Source organism: Mesorhizobium sp. M0276 (assembly GCF_040321755.1).
GTDB lineage: Bacteria > Pseudomonadota > Alphaproteobacteria > Rhizobiales > Rhizobiaceae > Mesorhizobium.
In genome coordinates this window covers 43197-58869 of sequence record NZ_JAMYSC010000042.1, presented here as the reverse complement: position 1 = coordinate 58869, position 15673 = coordinate 43197, and the positions used below count along the sequence as shown (strand labels likewise).

The 15673-nt window shown below is 62.4% G+C and carries 21 protein-coding genes and 1 pseudogene; 7 read left to right on the top strand and 15 right to left on the bottom strand.

Translation table 11 applies throughout. The annotated features are described in order from the left end of the window. Positions 1 to 209: 209 nt before the first annotated feature. Positions 210 to 2435 (bottom strand): relaxase/mobilization nuclease domain-containing protein, encoded by a 2226-nt coding sequence (locus NKJ01_RS26985; RefSeq protein WP_352732648.1) that lies wholly within the window; start codon positions 2433 to 2435, stop codon positions 210 to 212. Continuing rightward, positions 2432 to 2839 (bottom strand): plasmid mobilization protein, encoded by a 408-nt coding sequence (locus tag NKJ01_RS26980; RefSeq protein WP_352732645.1) that lies wholly within the window; start codon positions 2837 to 2839, stop codon positions 2432 to 2434. The genes NKJ01_RS26985 and NKJ01_RS26980 overlap by 4 nt, the downstream gene beginning before the upstream one ends. Positions 2840 to 3353: 514 nt before the next feature. Between NKJ01_RS26980 and NKJ01_RS26975 the strand changes: the two genes are divergently transcribed. Both NKJ01_RS26975 and NKJ01_RS26970 read left to right on the top strand, forming a co-directional pair. Then, entirely contained in the window at positions 3354 to 4034 is a 681-nt protein-coding gene (locus NKJ01_RS26975) for a nucleotide-binding protein (RefSeq protein WP_352732642.1), read from the top strand. Further along, positions 4031 to 4438 (top strand): hypothetical protein, encoded by a 408-nt coding sequence (locus tag NKJ01_RS26970; protein WP_352732640.1) that lies wholly within the window; start codon positions 4031 to 4033, stop codon positions 4436 to 4438. The genes NKJ01_RS26975 and NKJ01_RS26970 overlap by 4 nt, the downstream gene beginning before the upstream one ends. 117 nt (positions 4439 to 4555) lie before the next feature. Here the strand turns inward: NKJ01_RS26970 and NKJ01_RS26965 are convergent, their stop codons facing one another. The 3 genes from NKJ01_RS26965 to NKJ01_RS26955 form a co-directional block, all read right to left on the bottom strand. Then, positions 4556 to 4897, bottom strand: a complete 342-nt coding sequence (locus NKJ01_RS26965) for a hypothetical protein (RefSeq protein ID WP_352732638.1) — start codon at positions 4895 to 4897, stop codon at positions 4556 to 4558. 57 nt (positions 4898 to 4954) lie between these two features. After that, positions 4955 to 5278, bottom strand: coding sequence for a DUF736 domain-containing protein (locus tag NKJ01_RS26960; protein ID WP_006205585.1), 324 nt, complete (start codon positions 5276 to 5278; stop codon positions 4955 to 4957). A gap of 713 nt (positions 5279 to 5991) precedes the next feature. Then, positions 5992 to 6237 (bottom strand): hypothetical protein, encoded by a 246-nt coding sequence (locus NKJ01_RS26955; protein ID WP_352732636.1) that lies wholly within the window; start codon positions 6235 to 6237, stop codon positions 5992 to 5994. Positions 6238 to 6350: 113 nt separating this feature from the next. On the opposite strand from NKJ01_RS26955, the gene NKJ01_RS26950 reads away from it, so the two are divergent. Continuing rightward, entirely contained in the window at positions 6351 to 6494 is a 144-nt protein-coding gene (locus NKJ01_RS26950) for a hypothetical protein (RefSeq protein ID WP_352732633.1), read from the top strand. Positions 6495 to 6758: 264 nt separating this feature from the next. Here NKJ01_RS26950 and NKJ01_RS26945 read toward each other — a convergent pair whose 3' ends face one another. The 6 genes and pseudogenes from NKJ01_RS26945 to NKJ01_RS26920 form a co-directional block, all read right to left on the bottom strand. Beyond that, positions 6759 to 7040, bottom strand: coding sequence for a type II toxin-antitoxin system TacA family antitoxin (locus tag NKJ01_RS26945; protein ID WP_352732630.1), 282 nt, complete (start codon positions 7038 to 7040; stop codon positions 6759 to 6761). Between the two features lie 156 nt (positions 7041 to 7196). Then, a pseudogene (locus NKJ01_RS26940) lies at positions 7197 to 7606 on the bottom strand (hypothetical protein). Next, on the bottom strand, positions 7596 to 7856 hold the full coding sequence (locus NKJ01_RS26935) for a type II toxin-antitoxin system prevent-host-death family antitoxin (protein WP_023758670.1): 261 nt from the start codon (positions 7854 to 7856) through the stop codon (positions 7596 to 7598). Before NKJ01_RS26935 ends, NKJ01_RS26940 begins: the two are co-directional and overlap by 11 nt. A 72-nt stretch (positions 7857 to 7928) precedes the next feature. Next, positions 7929 to 8867 carry a DUF2493 domain-containing protein gene (locus NKJ01_RS26930; RefSeq protein ID WP_352732627.1) on the bottom strand — a complete coding sequence of 313 codons (939 nt, stop codon included), beginning with the start codon at positions 8865 to 8867 and terminating at the stop codon, positions 7929 to 7931. Between the two features lie 247 nt (positions 8868 to 9114). After that, positions 9115 to 10158 carry a DUF7146 domain-containing protein gene (locus tag NKJ01_RS26925; RefSeq protein ID WP_352732624.1) on the bottom strand — a complete coding sequence of 348 codons (1044 nt, stop codon included), beginning with the start codon at positions 10156 to 10158 and terminating at the stop codon, positions 9115 to 9117. Positions 10159 to 10170: 12 nt separating this feature from the next. Beyond that, positions 10171 to 10803, bottom strand: a complete 633-nt coding sequence (locus NKJ01_RS26920; protein WP_352732621.1) for a hypothetical protein — start codon at positions 10801 to 10803, stop codon at positions 10171 to 10173. A 185-nt stretch (positions 10804 to 10988) separates the two neighbouring features. Between NKJ01_RS26920 and NKJ01_RS26915 the strand changes: the two genes are divergently transcribed. From NKJ01_RS26915 to NKJ01_RS26905, 3 genes are all read left to right on the top strand, one after another. Beyond that, a complete protein-coding gene (locus NKJ01_RS26915; protein WP_352732619.1) occupies positions 10989 to 12182 on the top strand; it encodes a DUF1173 domain-containing protein in 1194 nt (397 codons plus the stop codon). A 336-nt stretch (positions 12183 to 12518) separates the two neighbouring features. After that, positions 12519 to 12641: a hypothetical protein gene (locus tag NKJ01_RS26910; protein ID WP_280948961.1), complete on the top strand. Its 123-nt coding sequence runs from the start codon at positions 12519 to 12521 to the stop codon at positions 12639 to 12641. Between the two features lie 244 nt (positions 12642 to 12885). Then, positions 12886 to 13098: a KTSC domain-containing protein gene (locus NKJ01_RS26905; protein WP_352732616.1), complete on the top strand. Its 213-nt coding sequence runs from the start codon at positions 12886 to 12888 to the stop codon at positions 13096 to 13098. A 182-nt stretch (positions 13099 to 13280) separates the two neighbouring features. Here NKJ01_RS26905 and NKJ01_RS26900 read toward each other — a convergent pair whose 3' ends face one another. The 4 genes from NKJ01_RS26900 to NKJ01_RS26885 all read right to left on the bottom strand — a co-directional run bounded on the left by NKJ01_RS26900 (position 13281) and on the right by NKJ01_RS26885 (position 15001). Beyond that, positions 13281 to 13466 carry a DUF3606 domain-containing protein gene (locus NKJ01_RS26900; protein ID WP_023761792.1) on the bottom strand — a complete coding sequence of 62 codons (186 nt, stop codon included), beginning with the start codon at positions 13464 to 13466 and terminating at the stop codon, positions 13281 to 13283. 324 nt (positions 13467 to 13790) lie between these two features. Next, entirely contained in the window at positions 13791 to 14147 is a 357-nt protein-coding gene (locus NKJ01_RS26895; protein WP_352732613.1) for a helix-turn-helix domain-containing protein, read from the bottom strand. A 223-nt stretch (positions 14148 to 14370) separates the two neighbouring features. Beyond that, the gene (locus NKJ01_RS26890) at positions 14371 to 14742 is read right to left on the bottom strand and encodes a hypothetical protein (RefSeq protein WP_156938610.1); all 372 of its coding nucleotides are present in this window, start codon (positions 14740 to 14742) and stop codon (positions 14371 to 14373) included. Positions 14743 to 14788: 46 nt separating this feature from the next. Further along, positions 14789 to 15001 (bottom strand): hypothetical protein, encoded by a 213-nt coding sequence (locus NKJ01_RS26885; RefSeq protein WP_352486273.1) that lies wholly within the window; start codon positions 14999 to 15001, stop codon positions 14789 to 14791. 125 nt (positions 15002 to 15126) lie between these two features. On the opposite strand from NKJ01_RS26885, the gene NKJ01_RS26880 reads away from it, so the two are divergent. Beyond that, positions 15127 to 15417, top strand: coding sequence for a DUF1173 family protein (locus tag NKJ01_RS26880; protein WP_352732610.1), 291 nt, complete (start codon positions 15127 to 15129; stop codon positions 15415 to 15417). The last annotated feature ends 256 nt before the right edge of the window (positions 15418 to 15673 follow it).

Below are 15673 nucleotides of genomic sequence, written 5' to 3'. Positions count from 1 at the left end.
ATAGCAGACACGAATACGCTGCATCTGATGGAGGCGGGTCACTGAAGACGGGGAGCTCGCAGCGAACAGCAGACGTATGCTTTGGAGCATCTGGATCGTCACCCTGAACGGCAGAAACGAAGGCGTTTTGCTGCCATCGAACTGATCATTCTATGATGAGTGCGTTGTTTTGATAGACCGCCGCGCGAGGACACTAGGTTGGCCCTTGCTCAACGCTCGTAATCGTTGTCGTTTGAGCGCTGGGTCTTGCGATCCTGCTCTTCAGCCTGCTGAGCCTTCTGCTTTTTGGCGTCCTTCTGCTTGGCTCTTACCTTCTCCTGCTCGGTGCCGGTGCGCGGCTGCTTCGGCTCGCGGGGATCGTCCCGCGTTGGAAGGTCTCGCCCTCGCGCCTCACGCTCGGGGATCGGCTCGCCACCGCCACCACCACGACGCTGTTGCTGTCGCTCGAATTGCAGCCGCGCCAGACGGTCGTGCATCTTGTCGTTGACCTCTTCACGATACTGTTCGAACTGTCCTTGATGCGCCGGCGGCAGCGTCTCGCGCATGTTGTCCAAAGCCTGATTGACGCGGGCCATCTGACGCCGCATTTCCAAGGGGGTTTGCGCCATATCCAAATCTCCTATCAGTGCATTCAATTCTCTCATACCAGGATGGGACAGAAAAGACTTCTGCCCCGATTGATCAGCTCCGCGACCCGCGGCAGGACCTGGTTGCCCCTCACCTGTCCGATCGCGACGGAACCCCAGAAAATTATTGCCGATCGACTCCGCTGCCATGAGAGCCTGACCGACTACGCCCGCGGTCCGCATCGTCGTCACAGTCTTTTGCCATGCGGCAGCGATTGCATCGCCGTTCACGACAAGGGATTGTCCATCCAAACGGCGTTGCCGCTTGGCCTCCACTCGCTCGATCGTCCTGGCGCTGACCTGGTAGCGCGGATCGCTCTGGGCGCGGCTGTAGGCTCCGGCATGCTCCTTCGTGAATGGCCGCGTCATCGCATGATCCATGCGCCGCGTCGCCACCATCGCAATGCCGTTCTCGCGTGCTTTTTCTGCAAAGGTCTCGCGCCAGGCCGCGAGATCTGGCTTGTAGAATTTCAGGCGCTCCCCGTCGGCTGACCGTGCCTGCACCATCGCATGGACATGGACGTGCTTGGTGTCGTTGTGATGCGCCACGACGAACTTGTATCCTGGCGCGCGCTCCTCGAGTACGGCGCGCGCTGCGGCCATGACAGCGTTGGCATCGGTGCCGGCTCTTGCCGAGAAAAGCAGGTGATAGGCATTGCGGCGCTCACGCCCCGAAAACTGCGGGCGCCATTGTTCGTAGACTGAAGCCGCCGCCTTCGTGGCATTCTTCGCCCCAAGGACAGGCTCACCATTTGCGTGGCGGACCTGGTTGTGGGTGCGAATGAACTTCTGCAGGAAATATTTCGCTTTGGGTTCACGGCTCACGGCCGCCGTTACCTCTGCCTTGGCTTCCACCCCCGCCGCGCCCATCGCTTCAGACAAGCGCGCCTCGATCTTGCCGAGCGCCTTGCTGCGCGAATTTTCCCGACCGCCGGCCAGGACTCTCGCAAGTGATCCCGCCCGCTCATCGCTGTGCGCGTAAACCTCCACCGCCTGACCATCCCGTGCATAGATGAACGGTTTTGCACCGAAGGCCTTGGTCAGCGCCTCGCTCAAGGCGGCATCGGTGACCTCGCTGGCGAGCTCGAAACGAACCTCCAGAAAATTGGTATTTTCCAGGGGCGGTTCGAACGTTTCGCAAAATGTCGCCAGGAACGCCTTTCGTGCGCCGCCTGTCGCCAGGACCTGCCCGTCCTCGTCAAAAATCTCGATGTCGTGTTTCTCGCCTTTTTCGTCGTCGCGCTTTCCGATGTAATTGAGCAGCCGAGCGGCGGCTTCCTTGGTCGATGGTGGATTGGGCATGACCTTGAACACAGCAGGCTGCGCGCCCGCCGCATAGCCTGCCCGTGCCGCCACGGCCCGCGCCTGATAGCCCGCCCCCGTCGCTCGTGCTGCACCGCTACGGCCGCCGCCGCCGCGCCGCTTCCAGTCTTCCTCCTCCTCTTCCGGCCGGAAACCGGCGAGCGTGGCGCCATAGACCATGATCGGCGCGCTAGCGGCCTTGGGCGAACTCGCAGCAGCAGTGGACTTCGCTGCCCTGCTGGACATGGAGCTCCCCGCCACCCCTGTCCCTCCCGCCGACGAACGAGGGGCGTTTCTGCCGCCACCTGCCGGCGAGCCGGCTTGTCCTTGCCCGAGGCGTCCGCCGCCACCGGTCCGCTCATAACTCTTCATCGCCTGGAATTCATCGGCCTCGCGTCGGGCGCTCGTCAGAGACTCGTCGTTGTCCAGGTCCTCGCGCTTGGCTCCCGATTCGCCCCGCAGATAGCGTTCGATTTCGGCCGCGTAGCCAGCAAGACCACCGCTCATGGCTTGGCCTCCCTCGACTTGCGGGGCCTGACGGTCATCGCCTTCAGTTCCTCGCGGAACTGCCGCACGAGGTCGCCAACGGCGATCAGCGCCTGCTCAAGATCCTCATCATGGGCAACTCGGCCGTCGTTCATGGCGCGCACGGCCTGATTGAAATTGATGCCGACGCGCCGCAGCTGATCGGTCATCTCCACGATCGCCGGCCGCAACGCCTCTGACGCGATAGGCAGATGCCCGGTCTCTGCCCGCGCGAGACGCCGCACGACCTCGCTGACGGTCACGCCGTCCCGCTCCGCAATGGCTTTAAGGCTGGCCAGCTCGTCAGCCGAAAACCGGATGTGCGTCACCTCGCCATAGCGCCGTGACGCGCTCTTGACCGCTGCTTTCTGGGCGTCTGCATCCATCTCTCAAGCCCGCTTGCGGGCGCTAAGGCCCGCCGGGGCCGCGCCGCCTGTTTTGTGTGTATCACAAAACAGGCTATCCTGCCAATAGGAAAACGGCCAATAGGAAAACGGAGGAATGACAATTTCAGTCGCGCGTTTTCTCTCCTAGCCAGTTGTCAGCGGCGCGAGGCGGGCGAAATGTTTCCATCGTGATTTGATGCGATGTGTCTATGATACGTTGACGACTTGTTTCCATGTTAACATGGAAACAAGGGCCCTCTGATGCGCAGCCGAAAAGCTTAGTCGGAAATGCGCAGTCGGATTGGGCCGCTGGACCCCTTCTCTCCTGAAGACAGCAGCTGCGCAAAAACTGCCCCTTTAGCGAGCCCTTATCGATGCGCGCCTGGGTTGCCAAACCAGTCTTCCCCGTCGACAATGTCACCATGTTGCGACCGTGATTTCGTTTCATGTGTCCATGATGACTTGTTTCCAGGTTGACATGGAAACAAGGAGACAACGCCGGAAGGAGGCCCCCATGATCATCTGCGCTGCGATCCCAAAGGGCGGCACTGGCAAATCGACGATGCTGCGCACCCTCGCATCCGTCGCGCTGCATAGGGCGTACTCGGTCGCTCTTATCGACGGCGACCGGCGGCAGAACATGAACCGCTGGTTCCAGATGCTGGGCGAAGCTGGCAATCGTCCTGACAGGCTCCAGATGGTGAGCGCGATGACACCGCAGGAAATCCTTCGCGCGGCCGCCACTCACAACGGTGAACGCTCGGTCGTCTTGATCGATACGGAGGGCACCACAAACGATAACCTCATGGCCGGGCTCTTCGCCGCCGATATTGTCGTCGTGCCGGTCTATTTTGCCCTCGACGATGTCACCGCCGCCATCCAGATCACCGACCACTACATCCCGCTGGCGGTCGAGAGCCGGGGTAGACCGCTGCCTGCGATATTCGTGCTGACCAAGCAGACCATCATCGATGGCAGGGCGCGAGCCCTGACCGAACTGCGCGCCATCATCCAGGCCAACGGCACGCCCATTGCAGGACACGTCCTGCACAATCGCGTTGCCTACCGCGACCTTCAGACCGGGCAGACCCTTTACAGCCCCGAGGTGCCTGACGCGAAGGCGATTGCCGAGAGCGAAGGCGTCTTCGACGACCTTCTGCAAACCTTCATCGAAGCCACAAGGAACGCGGCATGAGTGAAGAAGCCGCACCGAAACCCGGTGACGACAAGAAAGCCCGCATGATGAAGGCGATCTCCACGCAGCCGCCGGCGCTGCCCAGCATGTTCATCCCACAGAAGGCCGAGCCATCAGGGATCAAGGAGCAAGCTACGCCACAGATGCAGGAACCGGCAACGCCATCCCCGGCAGTCGGGCCCGATTTCCGCAAGCTGCTGCGGCAGGGTCAGAAAAGGGACCCCATTGCCGGAAAGAAGATTCGCGAGGAGGAGATGATCCGCTGTGGTTACTACCTGACGGCTGCGGAGCAGCGCCAGTTCAAGTTACTGGCGATCAGCAACGGGCACAGCATGACCGAACTGCTGCGAAAGGCCGTGCAGGATTATATCCGCGTTCATAAGCACAAACTGCCAAAGGAATAATCGGCGGTATGGAGTCGCTGTCGCATGCTGTGACGGGTGATGTTCGTGGCTCTTTGCGACGCGCAAAAAAAAGGCCCGCAACGGAAACACTCCGTCGCGGGCCCTGAGACGTGTTGCCTACTTGGGTTGGTTGAGGTGTTTCAGCACCTCGCCGAGGATTGTGTCTCGCACCGGACGCCCGCTGGCTGCCGCTTTGTCGTCGACCAGCTTTGCGGCCAGTTTGGGCGACAGCGCCATGAAGTCGTAGCCGTGTGAGATGGCTGCATGGCGAATATCCTCAAGTGCTTCGAACGCGCGATCGTGGGTGCCGAGCCAGAGCGCGGGCTCGTCGGTTTCTTCGTGCAGGAACGCTTGCAGGGAGTAGGTCCGAAGCGGTGGGTCGTAACCGATGACAGCGTCTGGATCCGAGCGGACTTTTCCGGTGACGGTGACAGTGACAGTGATGGTGTAGCGGCTCATAGCAACTTCCTTTTGCCGGGGGGGAGCCGGCCCCTTGCGGGGCCGGCCACCGATGCCTCACTGGGGGTTGTTCCAGAGGATGACCTTCTTGTTTTCCTCGCCGCCCGGGGCGGGTGCGAGGTTGCCGAAGATGACGCCGATCTCAGGAGCTTCCAGCTTGACTGAGAGGTATTCCTCGCCCGAACGCTGGGAGATGCGGTGCCAGCCGGCTCCGATCTCGAAGCCCGTGCGCTTGTTGACGATCCGGTAGTCCGGTGCGTCCTCGCGCGACTTGTTGGTGTTCGGGATGAGGGTGATCGGGGCGTTGACCCGCAGCGTGGCAAAGACGCCTTCCATCGAGCCGTCGGCTTTGGTGGTGAGGTTTGCGATCGTGGTGGCCATGGTGGTTCTCCTTCGGTTGCATCGGGACCATTCCCGATGGCGCCAAAGGAGAGGACCGTCCTGCTGCGGTCATCTCGGTGAAAATTCTGGAAAATTCTATTTGCCGAAAAATAGCGGGCAGGCCCTTCGCCTGCCCGCAGACAAAAACAGAAATCGAATTTTCCTGAATATTCGCCGAGTGTACCCCCAACGGGGGTTGACCGCACAAAGCAGGCGGTCGTCTACAAAGGCGACATGAAACGGGAATGGCCCCGGATGCGACCGAAGGAAAAGAACTCAGGCCGCCATCGCCAGACCGCCGACGCAACGCTGCCGGATCGCAGGACCAGGCTGCAGCCTCTCGGGTCATGTCGTCGGCATCGCCAACACATCGAACAGCAGCCCGGCGCGTGGCCGCCTTGCATGTTCGGTCTCGCGGCAGAGTGGTTTCGAGATCGGAGCCGGCTGGCAGCGGCCTTCACGCCCCCTCGGGGACGATACCGCGCAGTCAGGTTGGATGACCCGGCAAGCCAGGATGTTGTTCGGCACGCTTGCACCCGTTTCAGAGGCGAGAAGCGTCAAGATGATCATCCTGCGCAACGCCCGCGGCTCGGCGCGAGGGCCGGTTTCAAAAGGGGCCGGCTCCGGCCGTTCATACTGGTGAAGTTGGGGGCGCGGGCCGGATCAAGCATATCGGATCGGACCCGCCGGCTGTCGGCGAGACCACGCGTACATCATCCCGGCAACGCCAGACGCTCGTCCGCCGTCATGCGGGCTTCGGCCTGGCGGCGAATGTCCAGACCGGCGTGATGAAGCATGGCGCACCAGTCTCTCACATTGTAAGTGGTCGCCATGCTACCCTTGGCCAGATCGTAAATGACGCACCGCTTGTTCGCGATGGCGAGCCGAAGCATGTTGACGGCCGTCTCGGGTGATGCGCCGTCCCAGACCATCATCCCAAAGTCGGCGCGCCGCGCCATCTCCCGGTCTTTGGCGGCGTCGTACCAAGATCCATGAGGTGCCTTCAGGTGACGGGACATGGTAGGCGGCCCAGTCGCCCAGGGGGTTCCTTGCCGGCATGGAAGACCCCGACATGTTCGTAGCCGTAGCCAGCGAGCAAGCCCTGCGCCTCGGCATCGGCTCCGGGCGCGTCGCCAATCAGCACGCCGTGCTCGGCAGCAACGATTGCGCCGATGCGAGTGATGGCAGGTTCTGGCAGCTCGAATATCTCGCGTGATCCGCCTATGAATATCATCGACATGGTGACTTCCCTTCTCTGCAGCGTCCCCGCCCCGCGCCGGCCGCCCTCTCACTCTGGCCCGGCGCGAGGCCGTAGTAGCCGACGACTGTTCCCTCGTCGTGAATGACCAGGACGCGGGTAAACCCGCGGGCCTGGTTCGTTCGCGCGAAGTCGGCCAGCAGCGTTGAGCGCCGGCTTGCCGCAATCGAAGCTGTCGACGCGGTGCGCGTCGTCGAGGAGTTCGATGCCTGAAAGCGCCACCTAGCGGTCCCAGGGCGGGGACCGACGCAGCCGCTCGGCCGCCTTCGGCGGGGACGGAGCGGCCGGGGCTGTGATCGCCTGCATGAAGGCGTCATAGGCTTCCGGGAACACGCGGATGACGGTTTCGTTGAGGATGGCGGCCCGCGCCTCGTGGAGTGCTGCGCGCCGCATGAACTCCGCGCGCGACAGGCCGAGCAGCTCAGCACCGCGGTCGATGATGGTGAGATCATCGCGACGAAACCGCATCGAGACGGATATCTTCCTATTTGCGGCGGCGGTCATGCTGTGTTCCTGTGCTGGAATTGAATACGTCGGCGCAAAGCAGCATGACACCGGATTTGCGCGACGAACATTCCTGTTCCTGCGACCGGCGTACAGGCATGCGGAAACGGCGGACTGATCCGATCCGAGGTATGCTCCCTGCCGCGAAAGAGAACGTCAATCCAGACGGCTGACGCGGCGGCCCTCGCTGCGCGCTTCGATAAAGGCGCCTGCGATCTTCATCATGAATGCGTTGCTGAAACGACCGAGGGGCTTACCGTCGGATTCGATGTACCAGTTCGGCAATATCGTAGTTGTATTCGTCAACCACGATCCAACAGCGCTTGAGATCGGTCAGACCGGCGCGGCGGCACTCGATAGCAGAGACTTCCAAGCCGACTCGATCGGCGGGCGGTGGCTAGGTGGTTATCGCCAGGAGCGCGAGATGGGTCAGGCCGTCTCTTGCGCTGCGGACAGCAATGACCACGCAGGTCGGCCGGCTTTTGCGGCCTTCCGTTTCGCCGCGCTCGTGTTGCCATGCCCAAAGATACGGGTATCACCTGACCGGGCAGAAATCTACCGCTCATCATCGTATCCTTCGCCGCGCGCTAGCCGGTCGATCTCGGCGGCGAAGACTTCCGTGTGTTCCTCCGGCATCTCGGAGACACGGTATGCGCGGCGGGGATCGCCGCCGATGCGCATCCGTTCGTAGTGCTCGTAACTCATCAGCACGAACCGGGGTTTCCGGTGCTTGGTAAGAATAACGGGTTCGCGGCTGGCAACGTCGGTGACGTCGCCAACCTGCTTGTTGAGATCCCCCGTCGTGAACTGACGCATGGCTGGACTCCTTTTCGATCTCTATATTATCCAGAATTATCCAGATTTTCTGGATTTGGAAGAAAAGGGCGCTCACGCGCCGCCCTCCGCGAACCGCCAGACGGGAATGCCGAGCCGACGGGCCTTGTCGGCGAGGTTGTCGGTGATGCCGGAGCCGGGAAAGACGATCAGGCCATAGGGCACCACCGAGAGAAGCTGGTCGTTGCGGCGGAACGGAGCCGCCTTGGCGTGCCGGTTCCAGTCCGGCTTGAAGGCGATCTGGGTGACCTTACGGTTCTCGGCCCAGCAGGCGGCGATACGTTCGGCGCCGCGCGGGCTGCCGCCGTGGAGCAGGACCATGTCGGGATGCTTCTCGCGGGCCTTGTCGAGCGCCTCCCAGATCCGGTCGTGATCGTTGCAGTCGAGGCCGCCGGCGAACGCGATCTTGGTGCCGGCAGGCACCAGCACCTCGGTTTCGGCATGGCGGCGGGCGGCGAGGAAGTCTCTCGAGTCGATCACCGACGCGGTCATCGCCTGGTGGGAGACCTTGGAGCCGGTGCGCGGCCGCCATGCCGATCCTGTTTGTGCCTCGTAGAGGTCGGCGGCCTCATCGCGCATGATTTCCAGCACGTTGCGGCGCTCGATATAGGTGATGCCTTCCGCGGTCAGCCGTTCCAGCTCGACGGACTTCACCTCCGAGCCGTCCTGCTCCTGCTGGCTCAAGCGCTGGGCCTCCTCATTGCGGTCGAGGTTGCGGGCAATGCGCTCGGCGGCGCGGTGGAAGACGTTTGCGAAGGACCAGAGCAGGTCGTCAAGATCGGGTTCGAGCCTGGTATCGCCGAGCATGCCCGCAAAGGTCTCGACGATCCCGGCGAGGCCGGCCCGGATCACCTCGTCGTCGGGAAGGGGCCGAGGGTCGGGATCGTCCTGATGCGGGCGATAGCCGTACATCTGCAGTTCGAGGATGACGCGGTCGGTCGGCGAGGACGCGTGGAAGGGCTCGTAGGAGTCGAAAGGAAGCTCGTAGGTCATGGCGTGTCTCCGTCGGTTGTGGCCGCGCCTATCGCGGCCTGACAGCGCATCCCGGCCGCGCCGCGGGCCGGGCCGCACCGAAGGCCGAAGCGCGAGCGGAGGACGGCGCAGCCGTTGCGGCCGTGACCGGGGGGTGGCAGGGGTCGCCTCTCGGGCAGGCCGCGGGCGCAGCCTCTCCGGCGGACCGTCGCCATGCCTGCAAGGCTTCCGGTGACGCCGACCGTGCCCGCCTGCCGGCCCCGCCCGTTCATCCTGGTGGCAGGAAGAGACGGGCATCATTCGGGACGAGCTGATCGCTGAGCCATGCGGCGAGATGAGCTGGGCCGAGATGGCGCAGATCGTCGTTGAAGTCGCCGAGCTGCGGCCGCAACACCAGGGCGAGGATTCCTGACTCGCCTGCGCGCTGGCTGAGACGTTCGATGCCGTGCCGGCCGGCGGCGTCAGCGTCGGCCGCGATGTAGAGGCGGCGGCAGCCGGGGGGAAGCCTCAGGCCGGCAAGGTGATTGGCCGAGGTGGCCGCGGCCACCGGCAGCACCGGCATCACAGTCCGTAGCGAGGCCATCGTCTCGAGCCCCTCGCCCGCGGCCATGACCGGGACGGGCGCTCCGGGCAAGTGGCCTAGCCAGATGCCGTTGCCAAGGAGATCCCCCAGCGAGCGGCGTGGATCCGCGAGTTGCGCCTTGCCCTGACCCGAAGGATCAAGCCAGGTGCGTTGTAGGCCGGTGATCTGCCCGTCGAGGCTGGTGACAGCGGCAATGAGCGCAGGAAGAGTCTGCGTCTCGCCCGTTACGAGATCCCTGTAGTAGCAGCCGGGATGGAAGCGCAGCGCGGGCTCATGCGCGGAAAGCAGGATGCCGCGGCCGGCGAGGTATCGTTCGGCCAACGTGCCGGCGATCGGCTGCGACATGGCGAACAGGCGACGCGCGGCGTCAGGCGAGCCGGGTGCGGCGGCAGGCTGGCGTTGCGCGTCAGGAGCTTGGGGCGGTGGCGGCGGCATAGATAGAAAGCGACGCGCTTCATCCGCGATGTCACGGAAGTTGACGAGGCCGCAACTTTCACGGATGACATCGAGCAGATCGCCAAATTCAGATGTCGCCTCGTCGACCCACCTACCCGCCGGGCCCTTGGCGTTTGCCCTCAGCCGCACATGCATTGAGCGGCCGCGCGTGTTGCGGACATCGCCGACGATCCAGTGATTGCCGGAGCGATGGCCGTTGGAGAGATATTCGCGGCACACTGCCTCGGCGTGTTCGCCAAGGCGGCGCGCCAGCTCGGAGGCCGAGCCGGTCATGATCGCCTTCCCTCAAAGCGCGAGATGATCGTCGATATGGGCGGCGTCGTAGCGCGAGACGGGGAACCGGGGAAACAGCAGGCCGAGGAGATCGGCCCGCGTCTCGGCAAGCTCGTTGAGTGTGATCGAGGCGCGCGCCATCTCGGCATGGACGGCGAGCAGACCGGTGCCGGCCGAGGGTTCGAGAACGAGGTCGCAAGATGCGATCGACGCTGCGCGCGCCGTGATGAAGGCCAGCGGCAAGGGCGTAGAGAGCTGCTGCATGGCCTGGCTCTCTTCGGAGCGTCGCGTATGGGTGGGAAGAAGTTCGGCGATGCGCTTCATCATCGCCAGCGTTGCCCGCGGCGTGGTCGACCGGGACAGGATCGCAGGGCCGAACCGGCGCAGAAACAGCACCTGGGCGGTTTCGAGCGCCTCATAGGCGTCTTTCCAGACCCAGAACCCTTGCGCATCGCTGCCGCCAAAACTTGTCGTCATGGCGGTGCGCAGTGCGGCGGTGGTGACAGGCTTGCCGTGTTCGAGGAAGGGCAAAAGCCGCATTGCCGCCTGATAGATCGCCTGAGCGTTGTTGATGGGGGCGTGCATCGGCGCGCAGACGGAAGCGCCGGTACGTGCGACGGTTGAGGTGGTCGAAGCAATGTTCATGGAAATGTCCTTCGCGAGAGGGGAGTGGCGCCCGCGCCGGCACTCTCTGCGCGCCAGCCGGGCCGCACTCCTCCCGGCTCCTCTCTGCCTCTCGCGCTGATGCACCAAACGGGTTGCACTCTGCGCAAAGCCATGACTTGAATGCGCGCACAGGGATGCGGCGACGACCTGGAGCTGCGGAGGTGATGCGACGGTTCAGAATTGGCAGTGAGGTCTACGAGGAGGGAGCGCCTGACCTGCAGGCGGCGCTGGCGAACGCCTATGCCCGCACCGAGCGTCCGCTATGCCTGTGCCGCGAGCCGGGCTGCCCGATGTACATCGCCCGCATCGGCGGCCTTCACCTGATCAAGCGCATGCCGCTCAGCGGCGGCGGGCATGATCCATCCTGCGATTCATACGAGTCGCCTTACGAGCTGTCCGGTCTGGGCGCCTTGATGGGCAGCGCGATACAGCTCGATCCGCAAAGCGGCATGGCGGCCCTCAAACTGGACTTCAGCCTGTCGAAGACAGGGAGCCGCGCAGCATCCGTGCCTGCGGGGCAAAGTTCCGCCAGCGCAACCGCCGATCCCAGGAGGATGTCGCTGCGTGGCCTCCTTCATTATCTCTGGCACGAGGCCGAATTGACGGTCTGGACATCGAGATGGGCCGGCAAGCGACATTGGTGGAATGTCCGCTGGCATCTGCTCGAGGCTGCCGGGCAAATGACGGTGAGGGGCGGACGCCTCGCGGATATCCTGTTCGTGCCCGAGCCGTTTCGCGCCGAGAACAGGCAAGCGATCGAACATCGTCGCAATGCGGCTCTCGGCATGGCGCTCCCGCCGAAATCCGGCCCACGAAAGTTACTGGTTCTGGTCGGCGAGGTGAAAGAGATTGTTTCTGCCCGCTCCGGTCAGAAACTTGTCATCAGACATTTGCCCGGCTTTCCCTTTTACATCGACAATGCATTGGATCGGCGTTTGCAGATACGTTTCGAGAAAGAATTGTCACTGTGGGGAGCGGATTCCAGTTCACATTTGATGGCGATCGCGACGTTTGGACTGAACGCGGCCGGCCTCGCCATTGTCGAGGAGGTCGCGTTGATGGTGGTGTCCGAGAACTGGATTCCTTACGAGACGATCCCGGAGAAAAGGCTCGTCGACGCGCTCGCCCGCCTTCGCGAGAAAAGCGTGAAGGGATTGCGCTACGACCTGCAAACCGACCAGCCGATCGCCAACGCACTGCTCCAGAACAGGGACGAGCCGATAGCGCTCTTTGTCGTTCCGGCCGGAGCGCACGAGACCTTCGAAGCGTCGCTCGAGGAAATGATGGCCGCGCGACCGGAGATCGGCTCCTGGGTGTGGCGGGTCGGCGAAGGCGACATGCCGCCGCTACCGGTTTGAGCGTCGGACGGAATGTCCCAATCCGAATGCCGAGCTTTGCCGCTTGGGCTTCGCCTGCTGTTCCGCGTAGGCGCCGTGGCTATAGCGTGCCAATCGAGTGACCGGCCATGCTGGACCATCCATGCCGCCCGCTGGCCCCGTCTGCACGCCGGGACTCTCCGACTAAACGGCAATAGTGAGGCCGGGTTACGAACGTGCACTGCATGGGTATCGAGGCGGAACGCGTCGACCGCTCCTACCGATCGCCGGCCGCACGGATATTCTCAATTCCTTGGCGCCATGGCAGTATTACCTGCTCTCCGGCGCATCGATGCCGTTGAAGCGGATGCGCTGCCCGTGGACGTCGATCGTGCCGCCGTCGACGACGGAGGCGATGCCAATGATCGGTTCCGGCTTCGCCCGATCAAGTTCGACACGTTGAACTCGGGCAGGCTGTCGCCGTTCTGCATGGCCGCTTGAAGGGCCAGCGCGCCGGCTGCGGCGATGGTCCCGGCACGCTCACCCATCGTTGGGTGCACGAAGCGCTTGGTACTTGTGCGGTTGCGCCACTTGTCGAACGGGTGTCGTGCCGTGATCTGTGCAAGCCCTTCTCCCGGGGGAGAATGCGCCCAAACGCTGTAGTCCAAACAACGCGCCGAGGAACGTTAATGCAATCGCGAAGTTGATGCACAGGCGCGTGGTTTCGTAAAAAGAGCAAGGGTCTATGCCCTCCACCTCGATAAGCAAAACAGACTATGATCCGGAGAGCCGTGTCTTGTCCGTGTGGTTTGTCGCCAGTGGCAAGCGCTACGAGTTTGAAGGTGTGCCGCCGGAGACTTTTGCGGCGTTCCGGGCAGCCTTCGCCAAGGGCCGCTTTTTCAACGACCACATTCGAAATCACTTCCGGTATCGTCGAATTTCAGGCGACGAGCGCTGACCGCTAGGCGTCTGAATCAAGCGGCTTATGCCACGGCTGCTCGTGCCACAGCACTTGTCGGAGGTCGCGCCGGTCGACCGCCTGGCCACACACCGGGCACGTGTGGAAATGGTCGCGCTCGTCGGCTGGCTCTTTCCCATGCCGACTGCCGATGATCGTCGGCCCCAAATCGGAAAGCTTCGTCACCCCCGCAGCTTTCTGGCCTCATGCGCCAAGGTTTTGCGGTCGTTGCCATGCTCGCCGATCAGTTCCCGAACCTGCTCGGGCGTGATTCGGTGCTGCTTGGCGAAGTAGCGGACCTCATAATCCTCGTCGGCGGACACGCGATCGCGGTCCCGGAAATCTCGTTTGTATTTGTGGTCGCCCATCGCTGTTCCTCCTGGTGAGGAAAACAGTGACGCGGCAGGAATGTTCCGCATTGCTTTTTCAGCAAGTGCTAACGGAACTCTTATGGCTGTGCGATATCAGCAAATTGTTGGCTGGAGTGCTTGTACGTGCCTAACTCCGCTGGCGGCGTCCGGTTGTCCTTCATTCGTCCGATTGAGCCGGAGCTGGTCGAGCAGCCAAGGGCGATGGCTGGGGCCACGAAGTTCGACGGCCACCGGACCCAGGCCATCAAAGATGTTGACGGCAAGACCCGGCATTGACTGAACGTCGAAATATCGGCCGCGCGATGATAAGCCTTGTACTTTTCAACGTCGTGGCAAAGGATCAAGCAAATCGGTAGGGCTCGTCCCTTCATTCCGCCCTTGTGGTTGTTGCGCTCGACCGGCTTCTGCCGAATGGGGCCCAACGTCCTTGAACCGATTACTTCGGACAGCATCTTCCGAGAGATTGGCCAGCGATAGCCCTTCAGCGGTGAAGATCACACCTGCTGCTTCCAAAGCTCGTCGAATGCGAGCGAGGTTGCCGGCACGCGGAACCCTGTTGCCATTCTCAAATTCGCGGATCGTGTCTTCGCTAACGTCGGACCTGCCGGCTAGTCGCGCACGAGACCAGTTCAAGAGGGCTCGTGCTGCTCGCGACTGCTCTGCTGTAAGGATTTGCACAACGAGCCTTCCCGCCACTGACCTCGCCCAGAACAGCGTAACGGGCCGAAGGTTCCGACAAATTTCATCAACTGCTAATGCAACGGAAATCTGTCTGCCGATGAAGCAAATAAGCAAATCCGAGAGCTCTATCGCGTTTGGAGGTGGCCATGCCGTCGGTGAGATTGCGACTTAAGTCCTGTGCTGAACGGCAAAAGTCCCAAGCGCGAAACATCAGGGTCGGTCACTCATTGAATGCCTGCCGGCGAACATGAGTCCCTTCATCGTCGGTTGTTGAGCGCCCGTCATTGTATGTCCCCGAGTGGCGGGTGCTCTCATTGGAGGTCGGATGCTGCCTGGTGAGATCATCGCGAACACGTTTGCAACGCTTCTCCTGATCTGCGTTGTTACCGTTGTGCTCTTCCTTTTCGGAAAACCACTGTGGCCTGAACAACAGGTCCGGATGGTGATAATCGTACCGGTTGACAGGACGACCACGACGGCGATTGCGAACACCCAGGTTCAGCTGCCTCGCAATTTCGATCTGAGCAAAGCGATGCCGAAACCAGAGCCGCCTCTTGGTTTCGCAGATCGTTAGACTCGTCGCAATGCGCATGCCGCGGACGCATTGCCAATCACAGTGGCGGGGGCGCTTCTGGCCATTAGGTCCGGTTGGGATAGGCGCGTTTCGCCTGTGCGCTCTTGCAGAGCTGATCCAATTTGTCGCGGATCCGATCGTTATCAAGCAATAGCTTGGCGCGTGGGAATCCTCTTTTGCGAAGCTCCCATTCGATGACCTGCCACCCTTCGTAGTCGCCAGATTCCGCAAGCTTGCCGGCCTCGCGCCACATACGCACGTCACGCTCTCGGGACATGACTTTTCTCCCATCCTCTTGCGCCGAGCATACTGCTGATCGGAGCGAATATGCGAAATGCCTATCGCGTTCCGTCAAGGCAGCCGGATCCCGAGGGCCGACCGCTGCCTGCGCGGATTGCTTGGTTGGCCCGTCAGCCGCGTGAGACGGTGCCGGAAAAGAGGCTCGTTGACGCGCTCGCCCGCCTTCGCGGGAAGACCGTGAAGGGATTGCGATATGACCTGCAGACGGACCAGCCGATCGCCAACGCTCTGCTCCAGAACGGCGACGAGCCGATAGCGCTCTTTGTCGTCCCGGCCGGTGCGGACGAAGCGTTGGAGGCTTCGTTGCAGGATATGATCGCGAACCGACCGGAGATGGGTGAGTGGACCTGGCGGATCGGTGAGGAGGAGATCCCAGCCCTTCCATGGCTGTGAACGGCATCTCAAATTTCCATCAACGTCGTGAATCGATTGCCGGCAATCGATTCAGACAATGCATTGGACAAGGACGCTGCTGTCTTGGACCATGACGCTATGGTGAGGGGTGACCAGCGATCGTCCTTTTCGGTGAGCATGCTGCGGGTTTGCGAAGATCCGCGGCGTAAGCACAGTCGGCGGCTGATCGTTGTAAACATTGAACTCGCTATGCCATTCGACCTGTCCGAATCCAGCGTTGCATCGGCGAGCGAAA

Coding starts and splice junctions, on each gene's coding strand:
- NKJ01_RS26980 (WP_352732645.1), bottom strand. CDS start 2,839: ATGGATGCAGACGCCCAGAAAGCAGCGGTCAAGAGCGCGTCACGGCGC.
- NKJ01_RS26970 (WP_352732640.1), top strand. CDS start 4,031: ATGAGTGAAGAAGCCGCACCGAAACCCGGTGACGACAAGAAAGCCCGC.
- NKJ01_RS26890 (WP_156938610.1), bottom strand. CDS start 14,742: ATGCGCATTGCGACGAGTCTAACGATCTGCGAAACCAAGAGGCGGCTC.
- NKJ01_RS26900 (WP_023761792.1), bottom strand. CDS start 13,466: ATGGGCGACCACAAATACAAACGAGATTTCCGGGACCGCGATCGCGTG.
- NKJ01_RS26960 (WP_006205585.1), bottom strand. CDS start 5,278: ATGGCCACCACGATCGCAAACCTCACCACCAAAGCCGACGGCTCGATG.
- NKJ01_RS26985 (WP_352732648.1), bottom strand. CDS start 2,435: ATGAGCGGTGGTCTTGCTGGCTACGCGGCCGAAATCGAACGCTATCTG.
- NKJ01_RS26915 (WP_352732619.1), top strand. CDS start 10,989: ATGCGACGGTTCAGAATTGGCAGTGAGGTCTACGAGGAGGGAGCGCCT.
- NKJ01_RS26950 (WP_352732633.1), top strand. CDS start 6,351: ATGTTCGTAGCCGTAGCCAGCGAGCAAGCCCTGCGCCTCGGCATCGGC.
- NKJ01_RS26965 (WP_352732638.1), bottom strand. CDS start 4,897: ATGAGCCGCTACACCATCACTGTCACTGTCACCGTCACCGGAAAAGTC.
- NKJ01_RS26930 (WP_352732627.1), bottom strand. CDS start 8,867: ATGACCTACGAGCTTCCTTTCGACTCCTACGAGCCCTTCCACGCGTCC.
- NKJ01_RS26955 (WP_352732636.1), bottom strand. CDS start 6,237: ATGGCGCGGCGCGCCGACTTTGGGATGATGGTCTGGGACGGCGCATCA.
- NKJ01_RS26935 (WP_023758670.1), bottom strand. CDS start 7,856: ATGCGTCAGTTCACGACGGGGGATCTCAACAAGCAGGTTGGCGACGTC.
- NKJ01_RS26905 (WP_352732616.1), top strand. CDS start 12,886: ATGCCCTCCACCTCGATAAGCAAAACAGACTATGATCCGGAGAGCCGT.
- NKJ01_RS26945 (WP_352732630.1), bottom strand. CDS start 7,040: ATGACCGCCGCCGCAAATAGGAAGATATCCGTCTCGATGCGGTTTCGT.
- NKJ01_RS26925 (WP_352732624.1), bottom strand. CDS start 10,158: ATGACCGGCTCGGCCTCCGAGCTGGCGCGCCGCCTTGGCGAACACGCC.
- NKJ01_RS26885 (WP_352486273.1), bottom strand. CDS start 15,001: ATGTCCCGAGAGCGTGACGTGCGTATGTGGCGCGAGGCCGGCAAGCTT.
- NKJ01_RS26975 (WP_352732642.1), top strand. CDS start 3,354: ATGATCATCTGCGCTGCGATCCCAAAGGGCGGCACTGGCAAATCGACG.
- NKJ01_RS26920 (WP_352732621.1), bottom strand. CDS start 10,803: ATGAACATTGCTTCGACCACCTCAACCGTCGCACGTACCGGCGCTTCC.